The 22583-nt window shown below is 59.7% G+C and carries 21 protein-coding genes; 10 read left to right on the top strand and 11 right to left on the bottom strand.

Annotation, left to right across the window (positions count from 1 at the left end):
- The 5 genes from pyk to gcl all read right to left on the bottom strand — a co-directional run bounded on the left by pyk (position 1) and on the right by gcl (position 6510).
- The gene (gene pyk, locus BFP95_RS09015) at positions 1-1416 is read right to left on the bottom strand and encodes a pyruvate kinase (protein ID WP_065909887.1); all 1416 of its coding nucleotides are present in this window, start codon (positions 1414-1416) and stop codon (positions 1-3) included.
- On the bottom strand, positions 1406-2686 hold the full coding sequence (locus tag BFP95_RS09010) for a glycerate kinase type-2 family protein (RefSeq protein ID WP_065882456.1): 1281 nt from the start codon (positions 2684-2686) through the stop codon (positions 1406-1408). Before BFP95_RS09010 ends, pyk begins: the two co-directional genes overlap by 11 nt.
- 191 nt (positions 2687-2877) lie before the next feature.
- A complete protein-coding gene (locus tag BFP95_RS09005; protein ID WP_065909886.1) occupies positions 2878-3768 on the bottom strand; it encodes a 2-hydroxy-3-oxopropionate reductase in 891 nt (296 codons plus the stop codon).
- A gap of 173 nt (positions 3769-3941) precedes the next feature.
- The gene (gene hyi / locus BFP95_RS09000) at positions 3942-4724 is read right to left on the bottom strand and encodes a hydroxypyruvate isomerase (RefSeq protein ID WP_065872682.1); all 783 of its coding nucleotides are present in this window, start codon (positions 4722-4724) and stop codon (positions 3942-3944) included.
- Positions 4725-4734: 10 nt separating this feature from the next.
- A complete protein-coding gene (gene gcl, locus BFP95_RS08995; protein WP_065882459.1) occupies positions 4735-6510 on the bottom strand; it encodes a glyoxylate carboligase in 1776 nt (591 codons plus the stop codon).
- Between the two features lie 267 nt (positions 6511-6777).
- On the opposite strand from gcl, the gene BFP95_RS08990 reads away from it, so the two are divergent.
- Positions 6778-7218 carry a GlcG/HbpS family heme-binding protein gene (locus tag BFP95_RS08990; RefSeq protein ID WP_065872680.1) on the top strand — a complete coding sequence of 147 codons (441 nt, stop codon included), beginning with the start codon at positions 6778-6780 and terminating at the stop codon, positions 7216-7218.
- A gap of 133 nt (positions 7219-7351) precedes the next feature.
- On the opposite strand, the gene BFP95_RS08985 is transcribed toward BFP95_RS08990, so the two are convergent.
- Together BFP95_RS08985 and BFP95_RS08980 are read right to left on the bottom strand one after the other, a co-directional pair.
- A complete protein-coding gene (locus BFP95_RS08985) occupies positions 7352-7810 on the bottom strand; it encodes an REP-associated tyrosine transposase (protein ID WP_065909884.1) in 459 nt (152 codons plus the stop codon).
- Between the two features lie 226 nt (positions 7811-8036).
- Positions 8037-8642: a TetR/AcrR family transcriptional regulator gene (locus BFP95_RS08980; protein WP_065872758.1), complete on the bottom strand. Its 606-nt coding sequence runs from the start codon at positions 8640-8642 to the stop codon at positions 8037-8039.
- Positions 8643-8776: 134 nt separating this feature from the next.
- On the opposite strand from BFP95_RS08980, the gene BFP95_RS08975 reads away from it, so the two are divergent.
- Positions 8777-9691 carry a DUF808 domain-containing protein gene (locus BFP95_RS08975; RefSeq protein WP_065909882.1) on the top strand — a complete coding sequence of 305 codons (915 nt, stop codon included), beginning with the start codon at positions 8777-8779 and terminating at the stop codon, positions 9689-9691.
- A 55-nt stretch (positions 9692-9746) separates the two neighbouring features.
- On the opposite strand, the gene BFP95_RS08970 is transcribed toward BFP95_RS08975, so the two are convergent.
- Both BFP95_RS08970 and BFP95_RS08965 read right to left on the bottom strand, forming a co-directional pair.
- Positions 9747-10535, bottom strand: coding sequence for an MlaA family lipoprotein (locus tag BFP95_RS08970; RefSeq protein WP_065872677.1), 789 nt, complete (start codon positions 10533-10535; stop codon positions 9747-9749).
- Positions 10528-11826, bottom strand: coding sequence for a serine/threonine protein kinase (locus BFP95_RS08965; protein WP_065872676.1), 1299 nt, complete (start codon positions 11824-11826; stop codon positions 10528-10530). The genes BFP95_RS08970 and BFP95_RS08965 overlap by 8 nt, the downstream gene beginning before the upstream one ends.
- Positions 11827-12061: 235 nt before the next feature.
- Between BFP95_RS08965 and BFP95_RS08960 the strand changes: the two genes are divergently transcribed.
- Positions 12062-12430, top strand: coding sequence for a hypothetical protein (locus BFP95_RS08960; RefSeq protein WP_065872675.1), 369 nt, complete (start codon positions 12062-12064; stop codon positions 12428-12430).
- Positions 12431-12495: 65 nt separating this feature from the next.
- Here the strand turns inward: BFP95_RS08960 and BFP95_RS08955 are convergent, their stop codons facing one another.
- Entirely contained in the window at positions 12496-14049 is a 1554-nt protein-coding gene (locus BFP95_RS08955; RefSeq protein ID WP_065909881.1) for a glycoside hydrolase family 17 protein, read from the bottom strand.
- A 332-nt stretch (positions 14050-14381) separates the two neighbouring features.
- Between BFP95_RS08955 and BFP95_RS08950 the strand changes: the two genes are divergently transcribed.
- From BFP95_RS08950 to BFP95_RS08940, 3 genes are all read left to right on the top strand, one after another.
- Positions 14382-15233, top strand: coding sequence for a glycine betaine ABC transporter substrate-binding protein (locus BFP95_RS08950; RefSeq protein ID WP_065872673.1), 852 nt, complete (start codon positions 14382-14384; stop codon positions 15231-15233).
- 217 nt (positions 15234-15450) lie between these two features.
- Positions 15451-15762, top strand: coding sequence for a DUF485 domain-containing protein (locus tag BFP95_RS08945; RefSeq protein WP_049709234.1), 312 nt, complete (start codon positions 15451-15453; stop codon positions 15760-15762).
- Complete coding sequence (locus tag BFP95_RS08940; RefSeq protein ID WP_065872672.1) at positions 15759-17417, top strand: cation acetate symporter; 1659 nt, start codon at positions 15759-15761, stop codon at positions 17415-17417. Before BFP95_RS08945 ends, BFP95_RS08940 begins: the two co-directional genes overlap by 4 nt.
- 242 nt (positions 17418-17659) lie before the next feature.
- Here BFP95_RS08940 and gltA read toward each other — a convergent pair whose 3' ends face one another.
- Positions 17660-18949, bottom strand: coding sequence for a citrate synthase (gene gltA / locus BFP95_RS08935; RefSeq protein WP_014717728.1), 1290 nt, complete (start codon positions 18947-18949; stop codon positions 17660-17662).
- Positions 18950-19300: 351 nt separating this feature from the next.
- Here gltA and sdhC point away from each other — a divergent pair, with 351 nt between their 5' ends.
- From sdhC to BFP95_RS08915, 4 genes are read left to right on the top strand one after another with little or no spacing between them, the layout of a single operon-like run.
- A complete protein-coding gene (gene sdhC / locus BFP95_RS08930) occupies positions 19301-19687 on the top strand; it encodes a succinate dehydrogenase, cytochrome b556 subunit (RefSeq protein WP_094950716.1) in 387 nt (128 codons plus the stop codon).
- On the top strand, positions 19681-20049 hold the full coding sequence (gene sdhD, locus BFP95_RS08925; RefSeq protein ID WP_032889156.1) for a succinate dehydrogenase, hydrophobic membrane anchor protein: 369 nt from the start codon (positions 19681-19683) through the stop codon (positions 20047-20049). Before sdhC ends, sdhD begins: the two co-directional genes overlap by 7 nt.
- Before the next feature lie 3 nt (positions 20050-20052).
- Complete coding sequence (sdhA, locus tag BFP95_RS08920; protein WP_065872671.1) at positions 20053-21825, top strand: succinate dehydrogenase flavoprotein subunit; 1773 nt, start codon at positions 20053-20055, stop codon at positions 21823-21825.
- Between the two features lie 11 nt (positions 21826-21836).
- Positions 21837-22541: a succinate dehydrogenase iron-sulfur subunit gene (locus BFP95_RS08915; RefSeq protein ID WP_003172807.1), complete on the top strand. Its 705-nt coding sequence runs from the start codon at positions 21837-21839 to the stop codon at positions 22539-22541.
- The last annotated feature ends 42 nt before the right edge of the window (positions 22542-22583 follow it).

The following is a 22583-nucleotide window of genomic DNA, read 5'->3' as shown; positions in this document are numbered from 1 at the left end:
CTAAATCAACGTCTCGATACGCAGTGAGTTGGTCGAGCCCGGCTGCCCGAACGGCACCCCCGCCGTAATCACCAACGTATCCCCGCGCTGCGCCATGCCTTGTGCCTGGGCAATCTCCAGCGCCGTGGAACACACCTCATCCACCTGGCGCAGCCGATCATTCACCACCGAATGCACGCCCCACGCCACGCTCAACCGCCGCGCCGTGGACAGGTTCGGCGTGAGGTTGAGGATCGGCGCCACCGGCCGTTCCCGCGCCGCGCGCAAGCTGGAGCTGCCGGACTCGCTGTAGTTCACCAGCACCGCCACCGGCAGGATGCTGCTGATGCGGCGGATCGCGCAGCTGATGGCGTCCGACACCGTGGCATCCGCCTTGGGCCGGCTGACATCCAGCTGGGTTTGGTAATCCGGGCCGTTTTCCACCTGGCGGATGATCTTGCTCATCATCTGCACGGCTTCCAGCGGGTACTCGCCGGACGCGGTTTCGGCCGACAGCATCACCGCGTCCGCCCCTTCGGCCACGGCGTTGGCGACGTCCGTTACCTCGGCACGGGTCGGCGCTGGGGAGAAGCGCATGGATTCAAGCATCTGTGTGGCCACCACCACCGGCTTACCCAACTGGCGGCAGGTGCTGATGATGTCTTTCTGGATCTGCGGCACGCTTTCTGCCGGCACCTCCACGCCGAGGTCCCCTCTGGCCACCATGATCGCGTCGCTGAGTTCGGCGATTTCCCGCAGGTGCTGCACGGCGGACGGCTTCTCGATCTTCGCCATCAGAAACGCCTTGTCGCCGATCAACTCGCGGGCTTCGCGGATATCTTCCGGGCGTTGCACGAATGACAGCGCCACCCAGTCCACACCCAGCTCCAGGCCGAAGCTCAAATCGCACCGATCCTTGGCGGTCAGTGGGCTGAGTTCCAGCAAGGCTTGTGGGACGTTGACGCCTTTACGATCAGACAATTCGCCGCCATTCAGCACCGTGGTGTCGATGGCGTCCGCGTGTTTGGTGATTACCCGCAGGCGCAGCTTGCCGTCGTCCAGCAGCAGGTCCATGCCCGGTTCCAGCGCCGCGATGATTTCCGGGTGGGGCAGGTTGACCCGGCACTGATCACCCGGCGTCGGGTCCAGGTCCAGGCGCAAGGCCTGGCCGCGCATTAGTTGCACCTTGCCCTCGGCAAAACGCCCGACCCGCAGCTTCGGCCCTTGCAGGTCCATGAGGATGCCCAGCGGGTAATTCAACTGGCGTTCGACTTGGCGAATCCACTGGAAGCGCTGGGCGTGGTCGGCGTGATCGCCGTGGCTGAAATTGAGCCGGAAAATATTCACCCCGGCTTCCACCAGCTCGCGGATGTCATCGATACCGTCGGTGGCCGGGCCCAGGGTGGCGAGGATTTTGACCTTCTTGTCAGGCGTCATGGTTGGCAGTCTCAAGAATCAGGATGGCGCGGAAATCGTTGACGTTGGTGCGCGTCGGCTCGGTGATGATCAAACCGTCGAGCGCGGCGAAATAGCCGTAGCCATTGTTGTTGTCCAGCTCGTCGCTGGCTGACAGGCCCAGGGCTTCGGCGCGGGCATAACTGCACGGAGTCATGATGGCGCCGGCGTTGTCCTCCGAACCGTCGATGCCGTCGGTGTCACCGGCCAGGGCGTACACGCCGGGCAAGCCTTTGAGGCTGTCGGTCAGGCTCAACAGGAATTCCGCATTGCGCCCGCCACGGCCATTGCCGCGCACGGTGACGGTGGTTTCGCCGCCGGACAGGATCACGCATGGCGCTGCCAGTGGCTGGCCGTGCTGCACGATCTGCCGGGCGATGCCGGCGTGCACCTTGGCCACGTCCCGCGCTTCGCCCTCGAGGTCGCCGAGGATCAACGGGCTGAAACCGGCCTGGCGGACTTTTACCGCGACCGCTTCAAGCGATTGCTGTGGGCGCGCGATCAGTTGGAAGTGGCTGCGGGCGAGCACCGGGTCACCGGGCTTGACGGTTTCCGAGGCTGGGTTCTGCAACCAACTGCGCACCGAGGCGGGGGCTTCGATGTTGTAGCGCTTGAGGATCGCCAGGGCCTGCTGTGAGGTGCTCGGGTCACCGACCGTGGGGCCGGAGGCGATCACCGTGGCCTGGTCACCCGGCACGTCGGAAATCGCGTAGGTGTAGACCGTCGCGGGCCATGCCGCTTTCGCCAGGCGGCCGCCCTTGATGGCCGAAAGGTGCTTGCGCACGCAGTTCATCTCGCCAATGGTCGCGCCGGATTTGAGCAGGGCTTTGTTGATGGCCTGCTTGTCGGCCAGGGTGATGCCTTCGGCGGGCAGGGCCAGCAACGCCGAGCCGCCGCCGGACAACAAGAAAATCACGCGGTCGTCTTCGGTCAGGTTGCTGATCAACGCCAGCACGCGCTTGGCCACGGCCAGGCCGGCCGCATCGGGCACGGGATGAGCGGCTTCGACCACTTCGATTTTTTGGCACGGTGCGCCGTGACCGTAACGGGTGACGACGAGGCCGGTGACTTCGCCCTGCCAGCAATTCTCGACCACAAGGGCCATGGCGGCGGCAGCCTTGCCGGCGCCGATCACGATCACACGGCCGCTGCGGTCGTCGGGCAGGCAGGGTTCAAGCACGTGCCGGGGGTGGGCGGCGTCGATAGCTGTGGCGAACAGCTGGCGAAGCAGGTGTTGCGGATCGACCGACATAAGCGGGCTCCCGGGGGGGTTCTTGTTATTAGGTGTGCAGCAAACTTGAGTATTGGAATGCGATCAAATGTGGGAGCGGGCTTGCTCGCGAATGCGGTTTGACATTCAACATCCATGCTGACTGATACACCGCTTTCGCGAGCAAGCCCGCTCCCACATTCGACCGCATTTCAAAGTGGGAGCTGTGTGTCTTACTTATCGCGAATCGAAAAATTCGCCATATGCTCCAAGCCTTTAATCAGCGCCGAATGGTCCCAATTCCCGCCGCCAATCGCCGTGCACGTGCTGAACACCTGCTGCGTACCCGCCGTGTTCGGCAGGTTGATCCCCAACTCCTTGGCACCCGCCAGCGCCAGGTTGAGGTCCTTCTGGTGCAGATTGATGCGGAAGCCCGGATCAAAGGTGCCCTTGATCATGCGCTCGCCATGCACTTCGAGGATCTTCGATGACGCAAAGCCCCCCATCAGCGCTTCACGCACTTTGGCCGGGTCGGCGCCGTTCTTGGCGGCGAACAGCAGCGCTTCGGCCACCGCCTGGATGTTCAGCGCGACGATGATCTGGTTGGCGACCTTGGCGGTCTGGCCATCGCCATTGCCACCCACCAAGGTGATGTTCTTGCCCATGGCCTGGAACAGCGGCAGGGCGCGTTCGAAGGTCTGTGGCTCGCCACCGATCATGATGCTCAGTGTGCCGGCCTTGGCGCCGACTTCACCACCGGATACCGGCGCGTCGAGGTACTGCGCGCCAGCTTCGTTGATCTTGGCCGCGAAAGCCTTGGTCGCCGTGGGAGAGATCGAACTCATGTCGATCACTACCTTGTTGGGCGACAGGCCTGCGGCCACGCCGTCGGCGCGGAACAGCACGTCGTCGACCTGCGGGGTATCGGGGACCATGACGATAATGAACTCGGCTTCCTGCGCCACTTGCTGCGGGTTGGCCAGGGCCACGGCGCCGGCGTCGATCAGCGCTTGCGGGGCCTTGCCGTGGTGCTCGGACAGGAACAGTTGGTGACCTGCTTTTTGCAGGTTGGCGGCCATGGGTTGGCCCATGATGCCGGTGCCGATAAATCCGATTTTAGCCATGATGAAAATCCTCTTGTTATTCGATAGGCAGGCCCAGCTCGGTCTGCCAAACACCGAAGATCTACTGTGGGAGCTGGCTTGCCTGCGATGGCAATCGTTCAGTTACAGACTGATTGCCTGCTACACCGCTATCGCAGGCAAGCCAGCTCCCACATTGTTTTGTGTTGTGTCTGTTAGATGGCGTTGTGGGTTTTGAGCCAGCCCAAACCCGCTTCGGTGGTAGTCAACGGCTTGTACTCACAGCCAACCCACCCCGGGTACCCAATCCGGTCCAAATGTTCGAACAGGAAGCGGTAGTTGATCTCCCCAGTCCCCGGCTCATTGCGCCCCGGGTTGTCCGCCAGCTGGATGTGGTTGATCTCACCCAGGTGCGCGGCCATGGTGCGGGCCAGGTCGCCTTCCATGATTTGCATGTGATAGATGTCGTATTGCAGGAACAGGTTGGCGCTGCCCACTTGCTCGCGAATCGACAGGGCCTGCGCCGTGTTGTTCAGGTAGAAACCCGGGATGTCGCGGGTGTTGATCGCTTCCATCACCAGCTTGATGCCCACCGCTTGCAGCTTGTCGGCGGCGTACTTGAGGTTGGCGACAAAGGTTTTTTCCAGGGTTTCATCATCCACGCCTTGTGGCCGAATGCCCGCCAGGCAGTTGATCTGGGTATTGCCCAGCACTTCGGCGTAGGCAATCGCCAGCTTGACCCCAGCTCGGAATTCCTCGACGCGGTCCGGGTGGCAGGCCAGGCCGCGTTCGCCCTTCGCCCAGTCGCCGGCCGGCAGGTTGAACAGCACTTGGGTCAGGCCATGGGCGTCGAGTTGCGCCTTGATTTCAGCGGAGCTGAATTCGTAGGGGAACAGGTACTCGACACCTTCGAAGCCAGCATCGGCGGCCGCTTTGAAGCGAGCAAGGAAGTCCTGTTCGGTAAACAGCATGGACAGGTTGGCGGCGAAACGCGGCATAAGGTTCTCCTTAATCGAGCAGGGAAATGGCAGTCGGCGCATCGTTGCCGACCAGTGCCAGATCTTCGAATTCGTTGACGGCGTTGATCTCGGTGCCCATGGAAATATTGGTCACGCGCTCCAGAATAATCTCAACGATCACCGGGACCTTGAATTCTTCGATCATTTCCTCGGCGCGGCGCAAGGCAGGCGCGATCTGGCTTGGCTCGAACACGCGCAGGGCCTTGCAACCCAGGCCTTCGGCGACGGCCACGTGGTCCACGCCGTAACCGTTGAGTTCCGGGGCGTTGAGGTTGTCGAAGGACAACTGCACGCAGTAGTCCATTTCAAACCCGCGCTGGGCCTGGCGGATCAGGCCCAGGTAGGAGTTGTTCACCACCACGTGGATGTACGGCAGCTTGAACTGCGCGCCCACCGCCAGCTCTTCGATCATGAACTGGAAGTCATAGTCGCCGGACAACGCCACCACTTTGCGGCTCGGGTCGGCTTTGACTACGCCGAGCGCCGCCGGAATGGTCCAGCCCAACGGGCCGGCCTGGCCGCAGTTGATCCAGTGGCGTGGCTTGTACACATGCAGGAACTGCGCGCCGGCAATCTGCGACAGGCCGATGGTGCTCACGTAGCACGTGTCTTTGCCGAACACCTGGTTCATCTCTTCGTACACGCGCTGCGGTTTGACCGGCACGTTGTCGAAGTGGGTCTTGCGGTGCAGGGTGGCTTTGCGCTGCTGGCAGTCATTCAACCAGGCGCTGCGATCCTTGAGCTTGCCAGCGGCTTTCCACTCGCGGGCCACTTCAATGAACATCGTCAGTGCCGAGCCTGCGTCGGAAACGATGCCCAGGTCTGGGGTGAACACGCGGCCAATCTGCGTCGGCTCAATGTCGACGTGAATGAATGTGCGGCCTTCGGTGTAGACCTCCACCGAACCGGTGTGGCGGTTGGCCCAACGGTTACCGATGCCCAGCACCACGTCCGACTTGAGCATCGTCGCGTTGCCATAGCGGTGGGAGGTTTGCAGGCCGACCATGCCGACCATCTGCGGGTGATCGTCCGGGATGGTGCCCCAGCCCATCAGCGTCGGGATCACAGGGATACCCGTCAACTCAGCAAATTCAACCAGCAACTCGCTGGCGTCGGCATTGATCACGCCGCCACCGCTGACCAGCAGTGGGCGTTCGGCCTGGTCCAGCAAGGCCAGGGCTTTTTCGATCTGGATGCGGGTTGCCCGTGGCTTGGCCAGTGGCAACGGTTGGTAGGCATCGATATCGAATTCAATCTCGGCCATCTGCACGTCGAACGGCAGGTCGATCAGCACCGGACCTGGGCGGCCGGAGCGCATTTCATAGAAGGCTTTCTGGAACGCGTAGGGCACTTGGCCGGGCTCCATCACCATGGTCGCCCATTTGGTCACTGGCTTGACGATGCTGGTGATGTCGACGGCCTGGAAATCTTCCTTGTGCATACGGGCGCGGGGTGCTTGGCCGGTGATGCACAGGATCGGGATCGAGTCAGCCCAGGCGCTGTAGAGGCCGGTGACCATGTCAGTGCCCGCCGGGCCCGAGGTGCCGATGCACACGCCGATATTGCCGGCCTTGGTGCGGGTGTACCCCTCCGCCATGTGCGAGGCGCCCTCAACGTGGCGAGCAAGGACGTGATCGATGCCACCCACCTTCTGCAAGGCCGAGTACAGCGGATTGATCGCGGCGCCTGGGATACCGAAGGCGGTGTCCACGCCTTCACGGCGCATCACCAGGACGGCGGCTTCGATTGCTCTCATTTTGCTCATTGTTTTGGTGCCTCTTGCGTTTTGTAATTGTATACAAGTGGTTTCTGCTTGAAGTGTATTCACGGCCGCCTGCGCAGGTCAATGCATTTTATTTTCTGGCCTGCGCGTTCGTCGGATGGCCTTAAGAGCGAGTTTTATCGACGTATGGCGACTTTGTTTGAAAATATTGTATACAAAAATAAATATCATTGTGTTCTATTTAATTGATCGAGCATCTGATCTCTCAGACCTCCACCGCTTTCCCAATAACAAAAGAAGGACGGCACCATGAGCGCTTTAACCTTGAAACTCGCTACCCAACTGGTCAGCCAGGCCCTCAGCGCAGGGCGCACCATTGCGGCGGCGCCGCTGACCATCGCAGTACTCGACAGCGGCGGCCATCTGGTCACGTTGCAACGCGAAGACGGCGCCAGCCTACTGCGCCCGCAAATCGCCATCGGCAAGGCTTGGGGCGCGATAGCCCTGGGCAAAGGCTCACGCCTGTTGGCGCTGGACGCGCAGCAGCGCCCGGCGTTTATCGCGGCGTTGAACAGTTTGGGGCAGGGCAGCGTAGTACCCGCGCCGGGCGGGGTGTTGATTCGAAGTCACGAGGGTGTGGTGCTGGGGGCGATCGGGATCAGCGGGGATACGTCGGATATTGATGAGCAGTGTGCGATTACAGCGATTGAGGGGGTGGGGTTGATGGCGGATGCGGGGGTGTCTGCTTGATTTTTGGTTGACTGATATGGCCTCTTCGCGAGCAAGCCCGCACACACTTGATTGGGTTCACACATCTATATTTGTGAATACGGTCAAATGTGGGAGCGGGCTTGCTCGCGAAGGCGGCAGCTCGGTCCCGGCTCTAAACCCAAATCGCGTCCCACAACGCATAGTCGCCAATCCGCGTCACCAGCCCGGCGCGCAATGGATTGGCCACCACATACCTGGCCATTTTCACCAAGTCATCTTCCTTGCGCAGCTCGCGATCATGAAAGCTGGTTTGCCAAAGCCGACCTTTGCGCCCGGTAGCCCCGTTTACGCTTCGAGTGCTTTTGGATTTCACTTGGCACATCAGATCCCCCAGTGAGCCTTTTTGTAGTTCGAGCAGCCAGTGGAAATGGTCGGGCATCACCACCCAGGCTAGCGAGTTTGCTAATCCTTGATACTGGGCAAGCCTGAATTGCCAGACCACCAAACGGCCCAGATGAAAGTCACTGAATATCGGCACACGTTCGTGGGTATTGGTGGTAATCAGGTAAATGCGGTTGGGTTCGCTGAAGAGCCCGATACGCAGGCGATGTGACGTAGCTAAATCAGGCATTCCATGGCCTCTCTTCAGTGGGGGTTCTGAGAGGCTAGATCCAGGTGGCTGATGCTGAATGGCAGGCTTTTGGCTGGATGTGTCTGGGAGGGCGCATTCGCGAGCAAGCCCGCTCCCACATTGGATCTGCTGTGTTCATACATTGTGTGTCTGGCGCGGATCAACTGTGGGAGCAGCGGTGCGACGATTCGACTTGCTCGCGAATGGCACAGGCACCCCCGGTCTCTCAGTCCAACTCACACCCCTTCAACACCAACCGAATAATCGTCAATGCCGCCGCCTCATAATCTGCCTCATCCAACTTGGTCTTCCCGGTCACCGCCGAGATCTGCCAGTCAAAATCCGCATACGTCTGCGTCGCCGCCCAGATGCTGAACATCAAGTGATGGGGGTCAATCGCTGCGATCAGGCCGCGATCCACCCAGCTCTGGATGCACGCGATGTTGTGTTTGGCCTGGGCGTTGAGTTGTTCGACCTGATCAGCGCTCAAGTGCGGCGCGCCGTGCATGATTTCGCTGGCGAAGACCTTTGAGGCAAACGGCAGGTCGCGGGAAATGCGGATCTTCGAGCGGATGTAGTTGCTCAGCACCACCGAAGGCTCGCCCTCAGGATTGAACGGCGTGGAAGCGGCCAGGATCGGCTCGATAATGCTTTCGAGCACCTCGCGGTAGAGGTTGTCCTTGGACTTGAAGTAGTAGTACACGTTGGGCTTGGGCAGCCCGGCCTTGGCGGCGATGTCGCTGGTTTTGGTCGCGGCGAAGCCTTTGTCGGCAAACTCCTCGCTGGCCGCCCGCAGGATCTTTTCTTTGTTGCGCTCGCGAATGGTGCTCATAAACCAGAGGTTTCCTTGCCAGTACAGGCGGTTGCGCATGGTAGCACCGGCCATCCGCGAGCCTCAACAATGTGCCCGCAAAGCTGTGCGCCGCGTTATGCTCGCGCCATCTCACTCTTACGGAAGTCCGATTCATGGCAGGAAGCAGCTTGTTGGTGTTGATCGACGATATCGCCGCCGTACTCGATGACGTTGCCCTGATGACAAAAATGGCGGCGAAGAAGACTGCCGGCGTGCTGGGTGACGACCTGGCACTCAACGCCCAGCAGGTCTCCGGGGTGCGGGCTGAGCGGGAAATCCCCGTGGTGTGGGCGGTGGCGAAGGGCTCGTTTATCAATAAATTGATCCTGGTGCCCACCGCACTGTTGATCAGCGCATTTGCGCCTTGGGCGGTGACGCCTTTGTTGATGCTTGGCGGTGCCTACCTGTGTTTCGAAGGCTTTGAGAAGCTCGCGCACAAGTTCCTGCACAGCAAGGATGAAGATCAAGCTGAACACGCCCAGTTGGTCGAAGCTGTTGGCGACCCGGCGACCGACCTGGTGGCCTTCGAAAAGGACAAGATCAAGGGCGCAATCCGCACCGACTTCATCCTCTCCGCCGAAATCATCGCCATCACCCTTGGCACCGTGGCTGACGCGCCATTGATGCAGCAGGTGGTTGTGCTGTCGGGCATTGCCATCGTCATGACCGTGGGCGTCTACGGGCTGGTGGCCGGCATCGTCAAGCTGGATGACCTGGGTTTGTGGCTCACCCAGAAGCCTGGCCAGGTGGCACGCAATATCGGTGGTGCCATCCTGCGCGCGGCGCCTTACATGATGAAGAGCCTGTCGGTCATCGGCACGGCAGCGATGTTCCTGGTGGGCGGTGGGATTCTCACCCATGGCGTACCCGTGGTGCATCACTGGATCGAGACGGTCAGCCAGGGCGCGGGTAGCGTGGCATGGTTGGTGCCGACGCTGCTGAATGGCGTGGCGGGGATTGTTGCGGGGGCGGTGGTGCTGGCCGTTGTCAGCGCAGTGGGTAAGCTCTGGAAAACCGCGAAGACTTGATCCAATCGCAATAAAAAAGGCCATTCAATCGAATGGCCTTTTTTTGTGGCGCTGATTACTCTGCAATCTGCAACTTGCGCGATTCCGTATAGATGTACCGCACCTTCTCATACTCGAACGGCGAGTTCATCTGACCATACCGGAAGCTGGTCTGGTAGCGCTTGTCGACCGCGCGCAGGGCCCAGATTTCCGGGTGGTTGGAGCTGACTTCAGCCACATTGAGGAAGTTGATTTGGGTTTCGGCGGTGTAGTCGACCAGCAAGCCACCGGTGTCGCGCAGGTTTGAGGGGCCGAAGACCGGCAGCACCAGGTACGCGCCGCCAGGCACGCCGTAGAAGCCCAGGGTCTGGCCGAAGTCTTCGCTCTGGCGCGGCAGGCCCATGGCGGTAGCAGGGTCCCACAGGCCGGCGATGCCGATGGTGGTGTTGACCAACAGGCGCCCGGTGGTTTCCAGGGAGCGGTGGCCCTTGAGCTGCAGCAGGCTGTTCAACAGGTTCGGTACGTCGCCCAGGTTGTTGAAGAAGTTGCTCACGCCGGTGCGCAGGAAACTTGGGGTGACGTAGCGGTAACCGTCGACCACGGGCAGGAACACCCATTGGTCGAAGCGGTAGTTGAAGTGGTACACGCGACGGTTCCACGCTTCCAGCGGGTCGTAGACGTTGAGCGCGGTGAGCGTTGAACGCTCGAATTCACGCTGGTCCAGGCCCGGGTTGAACTTGAGCTTGGTCAGTGGCTCCTTGAAGCCGTCTGAGCCAACCACGGTGGGTTCGTGAGCCTTGCTGTTGTCGGCATTGGCCACGCCTGCGCACATCAAGGCGGCAAGCAGCAGAAGATATTTAGCCACGGAAGAACTCCAGCATGGCGTCGGCGTTGACGCGGTAATTAAGGTTGCCGCAGTGGCCGCCCAGCGGGTAGACGGTCAAGCGATCGCCGAAGGTTTCACGCAGGAAACCGAGGTCGCCTGGGCCGAGGATCACGTCGTCGGCGTTGTGCATGACGGCGATCTTCGGGTTGGTGTGCAGGTAGTCCTTGAGGGCGTACAGGCTGACTTGGTCGACCAGTTGCAACAGGCTGCCGCCGTCGGAACGCGCGCGCCACATCGGGATCACTTGTTCGGTGAGGTAGCAGTCGAAGTCGCATTGCAGCGCACGCTTGAGGAACGGCGTGAGGCTGGTGCCTTCGGTGATCGGGTATTTCGGCGGGATGATCAGGCCGCGGCGGTTGATCAGGTCCGAGGTAAAGGCGATGTCAGCGGCCGAGAAGCGGAACGAGGTGCCGATCAGCATGGCCATCTGTTCGTTGGTCAGGTGCTGCTTGGAGTTCTGGAAGTCGTAGAGCAGGGCGTCATTCAGATCGATGTAGCCCTTTTGCTGGAAGTAGCGGGTCAGCTTGTTCAGCACCAACTCATAGAAGGTGGTGGTGTTGTTGATGCCCTTGACTTCGGTCTGTACCAGCTTGTCGAGGTTGGTGATCGAGGTGTAGAGATTGACCGGCGGGTTCAGCAGCAACACTTTCTTGAAGTTGAAGCTGCGGCGGGTCTCATCGAGTTTGGCGACAAACGCTGCATCCAGGCCGCCGAGGCTGTAGCCGGTGAGGTAGAAGTCGGTCACCGGCAGCGAGGCATTCTGCGCGCGCACGGCTTGCATCACGCGGTACATGTCCTCGGCGTCTTCCTGGGTGATACCCGGGGTGGCGAAGCGCGAGGCGGCGCTGATGAAGTCAAAGCTGGTGGGCGACGACAGCTGCACCACGTGGTAACCGGCCTGGTAATACAGCTTTTTCAGGTATTCGTTGATGCTGCTGTCAAACCGCGCGCCGGTGCCCGCGATCAGGAAGATCAACGGCGCGGCGCGATCCTGCTTGGCGATGCGGTAGGTGAGTTTCTTCACCGCCCAGAAGTTGTCCGGCAGGCTGAACTCGCGCTCGGGGCGCATGTTCAGGGTGTAGTCGGACTGGTTGATCTCGTCATCGCTCGGCAATTTCGGCCGAAGGTCAGGCGGGGTAGTGGCGATGGTCGCTTCGAACGGATTCGTCAAAGGGAAGCCATAGGTGGCCTGGTCGATGTCGACGGCCAGTGCTGACGCACTCAAAAAAAGGCTGCCCAACAAGGCAGCGCAGCGCAAGGAACGGAGCATGACTTAATCCCTAGGAGGAAACGTGCTTAATAAAGTTCGCAGGCTATGACCACCGCGTTGCCACCGAAGTGCCAGCTCTCGGCACGAAAAGTCGGAAAATAACGTCGGAATCGGGGTAATAGTAGCGAGAAGATACACTTTGCCGCGCATTGGTGAACAGTTATCTGCGCGTACACCTTGCTAACGGCCGCCGGAGCATTAAGCTGAGCGCCGTTTTTGCCTATCGGAGTACCCCATGTCCCGTCGTTTGCCGCTGATTTTGCTGCTTATTGCCTTGCCGTTGTGGCTGGCCGCCAGTTATGGCGCGCGTTACGGCTTTATGGAAGATGGCCGGTGGGTTGGCATCTGCGCCGATGAAGCCAGCCGCTGGGAATGTCAGCTGCGTTCGAACCTGGGGTTGATGATTCACTTCAGGGTGCTCGGCTGGGCGGCGTTGGTTACGTCGGTGCTGGCGTTTTTCGTGCCGGGTCGTGCGGGATGGGGGTTGGCAGTGCTGGGGATGGTGTTCGGGTTGCCGGCGCTGGCGTTGTACAACACTGCGTTTGCGGTGTTTGCGGTGGTGATTGCGGGGTTGCGATTGGTCAGGAAGCCTCGGGCTGCTTGATAGGGCCTCTTCGCGAGTAAGTCGAAGCGGCGGTTCGACGCTTCAACTTGCTCGCGAAAGCGGTCTTAAGCCTTACGCACCCGCAAGCAACGCCACAAAGCCACAACCATGAGCAAGCTGGCCACCGCCCAACCCCAAGCCTGCTGGTTCAACAACCCTTCACGGTACAACTGCGGCGCGATGCCGGCACCGATGATAAAAGCCAGCAGCGCAATCTCCCGACGCGGCCCCGTTACCGGACGTACCAGGTATACCAGGGCAGGCAACACCAGCGCCGCACTCGGGAAGCTGCGATAACGCGGGTCGAACACCAACGCCAACATCATCACTGCGCCGGCAAACCCGGCGATCGCCACCAGCCAGCCTGCACGCTGCTCCAGCCAGTTGAACGCCCGCTCACGCCAGCCTTCCCGCGCGCTCAAAGCCAGCGCGGCGTGAGCCAGCACCAACAAGTTCAACACCATCAGCAAACCTGCCCACACCCATTCCTCACTGAAGCGTGCGGTCACGCGGCTCAGCTCAGCCCAGGTGCCTATGGAGCAGGCGGCGACTGCACCCAGCAGCGGCAGCACAATGGCAGCGCGCGTGCTGCGTACACGCCCACCCAGCGCCAAGGTGCCCAACAGGATAATCCCACCCACGCCCAGCCACAGTGGCCAGTACGGCACATTAGTCACCGGCCCGGCGAGGATGCTTTTGTCCTGGCGATCGGCATCGAACAGGCCCCAGTAACCACCTACGGCGCCTTCGCTGGCGCGCTTCCAGGGCTGGTCAAACGCTTCGATCAAGTTGTAACGCCAGCCATTGGCCTCAGCCATGGCCACAAAGCCGCGCATGAACTTGGCTTCGTTGACCCGGCTTGGCACCGCGGTTTCGCGCTGGCGGCCTTCGCTGGGCCAGCCGGTTTCACCGATCAGAATGTCCTTGGGCGCAAACTTGTTGCCAAAGGTCTGGCGCACATCGCCCACGTGCTTGAGGGCCTGGTCGATGCCGGACGGATCATCTTCCCAATACGGCAGCAGGTGAATGGTCAGGAAATCCACCGCCGGAGCTATTTCCGGGTGTTGCAGCCAGAACTCCCACACGTCCGCGTAAGTCACTGGCTGCTTGATCTGGCGTTTGACGTTCTGAATCAGCTTTACCAGTTGCGCGGCGGTGACTTCCTTGCGCAGCAGGGCTTCGTTGCCGACGATCACCGACGTCACGACATCCGGGCTGGCGTTGGCCGAGGCGATCAACTGGTCGATTTCCTTTTCGGTCGCCACCGGGTCGCTGCTGACCCAGGCGCCGGCCATCACCTTCAGCCCATGCTTGCGCGCCATGTCCGGCAAGGCTTCCAGGCCGGTCATGGAGTAGGTGCGAATGCATTCAAAGCGAGTGGCTAGCAGGGCCAGGTCGGCGTCCATGCGTTCAGGGCGCAGCCTGAACGGCTGGTCAAACGGCGATTGGTCTTTGTCGAACGGTGTGTAGGACGCGCACTGCATCTTGTGCGTAGCGCTGGCAACGTCTGGCAACATCACGGGCCGGCCGAGGCCATACCAGTAACCGATCAGGGCCAACAGGCCGAGGAGCAAGGCAAAGAAATAGGGCAGGGCAGGGAAGCGGGCATTCGCGGGCATGGTCGGCTTATCTGGAAGAGCAAAGGCGCGCATCTTACCCGGATTTGGCGAGTCCCAGTGGGGCAGCATAATTTTGACATGCAAAGTTCGGGCGGGATTTTGGCGTCAAGTCCTACAAAGCGTCCTACTGGCGATGTGATGTCGTTTCTTGCTTGTACAAGGTCGCTGACAGAGCAGGTTCCAAGTCCAGTCAGGTCGATGATCGAGGTGTCAGCACTCCACTGACGGCGCAGCAGCCGGATCGATGCGCGTGAAGGGGGCGCGGTGCACCACAGAACAACAGGTTGACGTCGCTCGGCATCCGCTGGGCGCAGCACTTTCGGGGAAGCACAATGAAGATGCGACGACTCTTGGGCGCAGCTGCCACTCTGGTAGTTGCGATGAGCTCCACACTGGCCAGCGCCGACAGCAAAACCCTGAGCATCGGCTACGTAGATGGCTGGTCGGACAGCGTTGCCACCACGCACGTGGCGGCAGAGGTGATCAAGCAAAAGCTCGGCTATGACGTGAAACTGCAAGCGGTCGCCACCGGGATCATGTGGCAGGGTGTTGCCACCGGTAAGCTCGACGCCATGCTTTCTGCCTGGCTGCCGGTCACCCACGGTGAGTATTGGACCAAGAACAAGGACAAGGTGGTCGATTACGGCCCCAACTTCAAGGACGCTAAGATCGGCTTGATCGTGCCGGAGTACGTCAAGGCCAAGTCCATCGAAGACCTCAAGACTGACACTACCTTCAAGAACAAAATCGTCGGCATCGACGCGGGTTCAGGTGTGATGCTCAAGACCGACGAAGCCATCAAGCAATATGGCCTCGACTACAAGCTGCAAGCCAGTTCGGGCGCGGCGATGATCGCCGAGCTGACCCGTGCCGAAGACAAACAGGAGTCCATTGCGGTTACCGGTTGGGTGCCACACTGGATGTTCGCCAAGTGGAAACTGCGTTTCCTGGACGATCCAAAAGGGATTTATGGTGCTGCTGAAACCGTCAACAGCATCGGCAGCAAGGGCCTGGAGAAGAAAGCGCCGGAAGTCGCAGCCTTCCTGAAGAAATTCCAGTGGGCTTCCAAGGACGAAATCGGCGAAGTCATGCTGGCGATACAAGAAGGTGCCAAGCCTGATGCAGCGGCCAAGGATTGGGTCGCCAAGCACCCTGAGCGTGTTGCCGAGTGGGTCGGTAAATAAACCCCGAAGTGTCTAGATAGCACCTTGCAGGCCCGTCTGGCGTTGTCGTCAGGCGGGCTTTGTCGTTTCTGGGTCAAAACCTGTCAATTCAGTCAGTGCAAAACTGGCGATAACCCTCATGTCGTTCTAATACTAAGGTCGTCTGGAACCCTTTGTGCAGCCGCATACAGTGGATACGTACCAATAATAAAAAAGCTGTGCTGCGAGGATAAAAACAATGAACGACAGCATTTACCTCTCGATTCAAAACAGCCCGCGTTTCAAGGAGCTGGTGAGAAAAAGGGAACGGTTCGCCTGGATTCTCTCGGCGATCATGCTAGGGCTTTACTCCGGTTTCATCCTGTTGATCGCCTACGGGCCACAAGTGCTGGGGGCAAAACTCAGCCCTGGCTCGTCGATTACCTGGGGCATTCCCCTGGGTGTCGGGCTGATTGTGTCGGCCTTTATCCTGACCGGCATCTATGTGCGGCGGGCCAACGGCGAGTTTGACGACCTGAACAATGCGATTCTCAAGGAGGCTGCGCAATGATCCGGCGTCTACTGGCAGTATTCGGCGCTTCGCTCTTTGCTCCGGCCGTCTGGGCGGCGGATGCATTGACCGGTGAAGTGCAAAGGCAACCGCTGAACATCTCGGCCATCGTGATGTTTGTCGCGTTTGTCGGTGCCACCTTGTGCATCACCTACTGGGCGTCCAAGCGCAACAAGTCGGCGGCCGATTACTACGCGGCTGGCGGCAAGATCACCGGTTTCCAGAATGGCCTGGCGATTGCCGGTGACTATATGTCGGCGGCGTCTTTCCTGGGGATTTCCGCACTGGTTTATACCTCCGGTTATGACGGCCTGATCTACTCGATCGGCTTTTTGGTGGGCTGGCCGATCATTCTGTTCCTGATCGCCGAGCGCCTGCGCAACCTGGGCAAGTACACCTTTGCTGACGTTGCCTCCTACCGCCTGGGCCAGACCCAGATCCGCAGCCTGTCCGCGTGTGGCTCTTTGGTGGTGGTGGCGTTCTACCTGATCGCGCAGATGGTTGGTGCGGGCAAGCTGATTCAGCTGTTGTTCGGCCTGGACTACCACGTAGCGGTCATCCTGGTGGGTATCTTGATGTGCATGTACGTGCTGTTCGGCGGCATGCTGGCGACCACTTGGGTGCAGATCATCAAGGCAGTGCTGTTGCTGTCCGGTGCCTCGTTCATGGCGCTGATGGTGATGAAGCACGTCAACTTCGACTTCAACGCCCTGTTCTCCGAGGCGATCAAGGTTCACCCTAAAGGTGAAGCGATCATGAGCCCCGGCGGCTTGGTGAAAGACCCGATCTCGGCATTCTCCCTGGGCCTGGCACTGATGTTCGGTACCGCTGGCCTGCCGCACATCCTGATGCGCTTCTTCACCGTAAGCGACGCCAAGGAAGCGCGTAAGAGCGTGCTCTATGCAACTGGCTTCATCGGCTACTTCTATATCCTGACCTTTATCATCGGCTTTGGCGCGATCCTGCTCGTCAGCACCAACCCGGCGTTCAAAGATGCGGCAGGCGCCTTGCTGGGCGGTAACAACATGGCGGCAGTGCACCTGGCCAATGCGGTGGGTGGCAGTATCTTCCTGGGCTTCATCTCGGCCGTGGCGTTCGCCACTATCCTCGCGGTGGTTGCCGGTTTGACCCTGGCCGGTGCTTCGGCGGTGTCCCATGACCTGTACGCCAGCGTGATCAAGAAAGGCAAGACCAACGACAAGGATGAGATTCGCGTATCGAAGATCACCACCATCGCCTTGGGCGTGTTGGCTATCGGCCTGGGTATCCTGTTCGAAAGCCAGAACATTGCGTTCATGGTCGGCCTGGCGTTCTCCATTGCGGCCAGCTGTAACTTCCCGGTGTTGCTGCTTTCCATGTACTGGAAAAACCTCACCACCCGTGGCGCGATGATTGGCGGCTGGCTGGGCTTGATCAGTGCCGTTGGCCTGATGGTGCTGGGCCCGACCATCTGGGTCTCGATCCTGCACCACGAAAAAGCCATCTTCCCGTACGAGTACCCGGCGCTGTTCTCGATGATCATTGCGTTCGTCGGCATCTGGTTCTTCTCCATCACCGACAAGTCGGCGGCGGCAGAGAAAGAGCGTGCGCTGTACTTCCCGCAGTTTGTGCGTTCGCAAACTGGCCTGGGGGCGAGCGGGGCGGTTAATCACTAAGGTTGTAACTAAATAAGAAATGCCCCGGCCGAAACGCTGGGGCATTTTTTTGCCTGGGGTTCTGTGTTGCCTGGGCTATTGCTTTCGCGAGCAAGCCCGCTCCCACAGTTGACCGCATTTCAAAGGATGTACACGGTCAACTGTGGGAGCGGGCTTGCTCGCGAAAGCGGTATGTCAGGCGGCACAAACAAAAACGGCCTCCACTAAGGGAGGCCGTTCTCAGTACAGCTTGCAGCCAGTGCTTACTTGCGATCTTCCAGCTTGGTGATGTCACGCGACTCGTAGCCGGTGTACAGCTGGCGCGGGCGGCCAATCTTGTACGGGCTGGAGAGCATTTCTTTCCAGTGGGAGATCCAGCCCACGGTCCGCGCCAGGGCGAAGATCACGGTGAACATGCTGGTTGGAATGCCGATCGCCTTGAGGATGATCCCCGAGTAGAAGTCGACGTTCGGGTACAGCGAGCGTTCGATGAAGTACGGGTCGGTCAGGGCGATCTCTTCCAGGCGCATGGCCAGTTCGAGTTGCGGATCGTTCTTGATACCCAGTTCCTTCAACACTTCGTCGCAGGTCTGTTTCATGACGGTGGCGCGCGGGTCGCGGTTCTTGTAGACCCGGTGACCGAAGCCCATCAACTTGAACGGGTCGTTCTTGTCCTTGGCCTTGGCGATGAATGTGTCGATGTTCGAGACATCGCCGATTTCATCGAGCATGGTCAACACGGCTTCGTTCGCACCGCCGTGGGCAGGGCCCCACAGTGCGGCGATACCGGCGGCGATACAGGCGAACGGGTTCGCACCCGAAGAACCTGCCAGACGCACGGTAGAAGTCGAGGCGTTCTGTTCGTGGTCGGCGTGGAGGATGAAGATCCGGTCCATGGCCTTGGCAAGCACAGGGCTGATCGGTTTGATCTCGCACGGCGTGTTGAACATCATGTGCAGGAAGTTTTCCGCGTACGTCAGGTCGTTGCGCGGGTACATCATGGGTTGGCCCATGGAGTACTTGTAAACCATTGCGGCCAGGGTCGGCATCTTGGCAACCAGGCGGATCGCGGAGATTTCGCGATGCTGCGGGTTATTGATGTCGAGGGAGTCATGATAGAAGGCCGACAGGGCGCCGACCACGCCGCACATGACGGCCATCGGATGGGCGTCGCGACGGAAGCCGTTGAAGAAGGTCTTCAACTGCTCGTGAACCATGGTGTGGTTCTTCACGGTGCTGACGAACTGGGCTTTTTGCTCGGCTGTTGGCAATTCGCCATTTAGCAGCAGGTAGCAGGTTTCCAGGTAGTCCGACTTCTCAGCCAGTTGTTCGATCGGGTAGCCGCGGTGAAGCAGAATGCCATTATCGCCGTCGATATAGGTGATCTTCGACTCGCAAGAGGCGGTCGACATGAAGCCTGGGTCGAAAGTGAAACGGCCCGTGGCCGTCAGGCCCCGTACGTCGATAACATCGGGACCAACGGTGCCGGTTAAAATGGGCAGCTCGACGGGGGCTGCGCCCTCGATGATCAACTGCGCTTTTTTGTCAGCCATGTGGCCTCCTATTTATGCTTCAAATCATCAGACAGACCCCCCACGCAGGGCCCGCACCACTATAGTGAGATAAATTCAGATGTCAATTTGCCTAAAGTCTTGCCCCAGAAGGCTTTAACCGTACTTTTTCCTCGAAATTGACTGCCGTTTACGCCTTTTATCCCGCCAGCGCAATCCGCTATTAGGGTGAGGTGAGCGCGTTGTCATTAGTAACCTAACTGTCTATACTCGGCCACCGACCGCCAAGGGCTTTTGGGCTTGCTTTCATTGGGGGTCGCACTCCCTGGGTGGTGCTTACCTGACCAGTGCACTCCCCGACAACTTTGCCCTGATTGTTAGGGGCTCTTAAGTGTGAAAAAAGCCGTGAATAGCCAACGACCTGTAAACCTAGACCTAAGGACCATCAAACTCCCCATCACCGGCGTTACGTCGTTCCTGCACCGTGTTTCCGGCATCATCCTGTTCCTGGGCTTGGGCATCATGCTTTATGCATTGAGCAAATCCCTGGGTTCCGAGGAAGGTTACGCCGAGGTGAAGGCATGCTTGACCAGCCCGCTGGCCAAGTTCGTAGCATGGGGCCTCCTGTCCGCTCTGCTGTATCACCTGGTAGCCGGTGTGCGCCACTTGATCATGGACATGGGCATCGGTGAGACGCTGGAAGGCGGCCGCCTGGGCTCGAAAATCATCATCGCCATCTCCGTGGTGCTGATCGTTCTGGCAGGAGTTTGGATATGGTAACCAGCGTTACGAACCTATCGCGTTCGGGCCTCTATGACTGGATGGCACAACGTGTGTCTGCGGTTGTTCTCGCGGCTTATTTCATTTTCCTGATCGGATACCTCGTCGCAAATCCGGGCATCGGCTATGAGCAATGGCACGGCCTGTTTTCCCACAATGCGATGCGAATCTTCAGTCTGCTGGCCCTTGTTGCCCTGGGTGCTCACGCCTGGGTTGGCATGTGGACCATCGCGACCGACTACCTGACGCCAATGGCGCTGGGCAAGTCCGCGACCGCAGTACGTTTCCTCTTCCAGGCAGTATGCGGCATCGCGATGTTCGCTTACTTCGTCTGGGGTGTGCAGATTCTTTGGGGTATCTGATTCATGGCTAACATTCCAACTATTTCATTCGACGCCATCATTATTGGTGGCGGCGGTGCTGGCATGCGCGCTGCGCTGCAGCTGGCACAGGGCGGTCACAAGACTGCCGTGATCACCAAGGTGTTCCCGACCCGTTCCCACACCGTATCGGCCCAGGGTGGCATTACCTGCGCCATCGCCTCCGCCGACCCGAACGATGACTGGCGCTGGCACATGTACGATACCGTCAAGGGTTCCGACTATATCGGTGACCAGGACGCTATCGAATACATGTGCCAGGAAGGCCCGGCCGCGGTGTTCGAGCTGGACCACATGGGTCTGCCGTTCTCCCGTACCGAGCAAGGCCGTATCTACCAGCGTCCATTCGGCGGCCAGTCGAAGGATTACGGTAAAGGCGGGCAGGCTGCCCGTACCTGCGCCGCGTCCGACCGTACCGGTCACGCGCTGCTGCACACGCTTTATCAGGGCAACCTGAAAGCCGGCACCACGTTCCTGAACGAATACTACGCGGTTGACCTGGTGAAGAACGCCGACGGCGCATTCGTCGGTGTGATCGCCATCTGCATTGAAACCGGTGAAACCACCTATATCCGCGCCAAGGCTACTGTTCTGGCGACGGGCGGTGCAGGCCGTATCTACGCGTCGACCACCAATGCCCTGATCAACACCGGTGACGGCGTTGGCATGGCACTGCGTGCCGGCGTGCCAGTGCAAGACATCGAAATGTGGCAGTTCCACCCGACCGGCATCGCCGGCGCCGGTGTATTGGTTACAGAAGGTTGCCGTGGTGAAGGTGGTTACCTGATCAACAAGCACGGCGAGCGTTTCATGGAGCGTTATGCGCCGAACGCGAAAGACCTTGCTGGCCGTGACGTTGTAGCCCGTTCGATGGTTAAGGAAATCATTGCCGGCAACGGCTGTGGCCCGAACGGCGACCACGTACTGCTCAAGCTCGATCACCTGGGCGAAGAAGTGCTGCACAGCCGCCTGCCAGGCATCTGCGAGCTGTCCAAGACCTTCGCACACGTTGACCCGGTAGTTGCACCGGTTCCGGTTGTTCCAACCTGCCACTATATGATGGGCGGCGTGCCGACCAACATTCATGGCCAGGCGATCACCCAAAACGCTGAAGGCGTGGACGAGATCATTCATGGTCTGTTCGCCGTAGGCGAAGTGGCGTGCGTATCGGTACACGGTGCCAACCGTCTGGGCGGCAACTCGCTGCTCGACTTGGTGGTATTCGGTCGTGCTGCCGGCCTGCACCTCGAAAAAGCGCTGACCGACGGCATCGAATACGATGACGCGACCGACGCCAACATCGAAGCGGCCCTGGCCCGTCTGAATGCGCTGAACTCGCGCACTGATGGCGAAGACGTAGCTACCCTGCGTCGCGAGCTGCAAAGCTGCATGCAGAACTACTTCGGTGTATTCCGTACTGGCGAATACATGCAGAAGGGTATTGCCCAACTGGCCGATCTGCGCGTGCGCATCGCCAACGTCAAGATCAACGATAAGAGCCAGGCGTTCAACACCGCTCGTATCGAAGCCCTTGAACTGCAAAACCTGCTGGAAGTGGCTGAAGCGACTGCGATCGCCGCCGAGGTTCGTAAAGAATCCCGTGGTGCTCACGCGCGTGAAGACTTTGAAGATCGCGATGACGAAAACTGGTTGTGCCACACCCTGTACTTCCCGGGTGACAAGCGCGTAACCAAGCGTGCCGTGAACTTCTCGCCGAAGACGGTACCGACGTTTGAACCGAAGATTCGGACTTACTAAGGGTGGCTGCCATGTTGAAAGTCAGTGTTTATCGCTACAACCCTGATCAGGACGCTGCGCCGTTCATGCAGGAGTTCCAGGTTGATACCGGTGGTAAAGACCTGATGGTGCTGGATGTATTGGCGCTGATCAAAGAGCAGGACGAAGGTTTCTCGTATCGTCGCTCTTGCCGTGAAGGTGTGTGCGGTTCCGACGGCATGAACATCAACGGCAAAAACGGCCTGGCGTGCATCACGCCGCTGTCTGCCGTGGTTAAAGGCAACAAGTTGATCGTTCGTCCGCTGCCAGGTTTGCCGGTTATCCGTGACCTGGTCGTGGATATGAGCATCTTCTACAAGCAATACGAGAAAGTTAAGCCGTTCCTGCAGAACGACACGCCGGCCCCGGCCATCGAGCGTCTGCAGTCCCCGGAAGAGCGTGAGAAGCTCGACGGTCTGTACGAGTGCATCCTGTGCGCTTGCTGCTCGACGTCGTGCCCGTCCTTCTGGTGGAACCCGGACAAGTTCCTGGGTCCAGCTGCCCTGCTGCAAGCGTACCGCTTCCTGGCAGACAGCCGTGACACCAAGACGTCCGAGCGTCTGGCTTCGCTGGATGACCCGTTCAGCGTATTCCGCTGCCGCGGGATCATGAACTGCGTCAACGTATGTCCCAAAGGCCTGAACCCGACTAAGGCCATTGGTCACATCCGTAACATGCTGCTGCAGAGCGGCGTGTAAGCGACGTGTAGTAAAAGCAGGACCGTTGTGCCCGTAAATGCT

It is taken from the genome of Pseudomonas sp. 58 R 12, from assembly GCF_900005865.1.
In the GTDB taxonomy this organism is placed as follows: Bacteria; Pseudomonadota; Gammaproteobacteria; order Pseudomonadales; family Pseudomonadaceae; genus Aquipseudomonas; species Aquipseudomonas tritici.
This window is presented reverse-complemented; position numbering and strand designations above follow the sequence as displayed.

Bases quoted from the DNA above. Each gene is read 5' to 3' on its own strand.
- BFP95_RS08945 (WP_049709234.1), top strand. From the start codon at position 15,451: ATGAACGACAGCATTTACCTCTCGATTCAAAACAGCCCGCGTTTCAAG.
- BFP95_RS08915 (WP_003172807.1), top strand. From the start codon at position 21,837: ATGTTGAAAGTCAGTGTTTATCGCTACAACCCTGATCAGGACGCTGCG.
- hyi (WP_065872682.1), bottom strand. From the start codon at position 4,724: ATGCCGCGTTTCGCCGCCAACCTGTCCATGCTGTTTACCGAACAGGAC.
- BFP95_RS08960 (WP_065872675.1), top strand. From the start codon at position 12,062: ATGTCCCGTCGTTTGCCGCTGATTTTGCTGCTTATTGCCTTGCCGTTG.
- sdhA (WP_065872671.1), top strand. From the start codon at position 20,053: ATGGCTAACATTCCAACTATTTCATTCGACGCCATCATTATTGGTGGC.
- pyk (WP_065909887.1), bottom strand. From the start codon at position 1,416: ATGACGCCTGACAAGAAGGTCAAAATCCTCGCCACCCTGGGCCCGGCC.
- BFP95_RS09010 (WP_065882456.1), bottom strand. From the start codon at position 2,686: ATGTCGGTCGATCCGCAACACCTGCTTCGCCAGCTGTTCGCCACAGCT.
- BFP95_RS08940 (WP_065872672.1), top strand. From the start codon at position 15,759: ATGATCCGGCGTCTACTGGCAGTATTCGGCGCTTCGCTCTTTGCTCCG.
- BFP95_RS08950 (WP_065872673.1), top strand. From the start codon at position 14,382: ATGAAGATGCGACGACTCTTGGGCGCAGCTGCCACTCTGGTAGTTGCG.
- BFP95_RS08955 (WP_065909881.1), bottom strand. From the start codon at position 14,049: ATGCCCGCGAATGCCCGCTTCCCTGCCCTGCCCTATTTCTTTGCCTTG.
- gcl (WP_065882459.1), bottom strand. From the start codon at position 6,510: ATGAGCAAAATGAGAGCAATCGAAGCCGCCGTCCTGGTGATGCGCCGT.
- BFP95_RS08980 (WP_065872758.1), bottom strand. From the start codon at position 8,642: ATGAGCACCATTCGCGAGCGCAACAAAGAAAAGATCCTGCGGGCGGCC.
- BFP95_RS09005 (WP_065909886.1), bottom strand. From the start codon at position 3,768: ATGGCTAAAATCGGATTTATCGGCACCGGCATCATGGGCCAACCCATG.
- BFP95_RS08965 (WP_065872676.1), bottom strand. From the start codon at position 11,826: ATGCTCCGTTCCTTGCGCTGCGCTGCCTTGTTGGGCAGCCTTTTTTTG.
- sdhD (WP_032889156.1), top strand. From the start codon at position 19,681: ATGGTAACCAGCGTTACGAACCTATCGCGTTCGGGCCTCTATGACTGG.
- BFP95_RS08990 (WP_065872680.1), top strand. From the start codon at position 6,778: ATGAGCGCTTTAACCTTGAAACTCGCTACCCAACTGGTCAGCCAGGCC.
- gltA (WP_014717728.1), bottom strand. From the start codon at position 18,949: ATGGCTGACAAAAAAGCGCAGTTGATCATCGAGGGCGCAGCCCCCGTC.
- BFP95_RS08975 (WP_065909882.1), top strand. From the start codon at position 8,777: ATGGCAGGAAGCAGCTTGTTGGTGTTGATCGACGATATCGCCGCCGTA.
- BFP95_RS08985 (WP_065909884.1), bottom strand. From the start codon at position 7,810: ATGCCTGATTTAGCTACGTCACATCGCCTGCGTATCGGGCTCTTCAGC.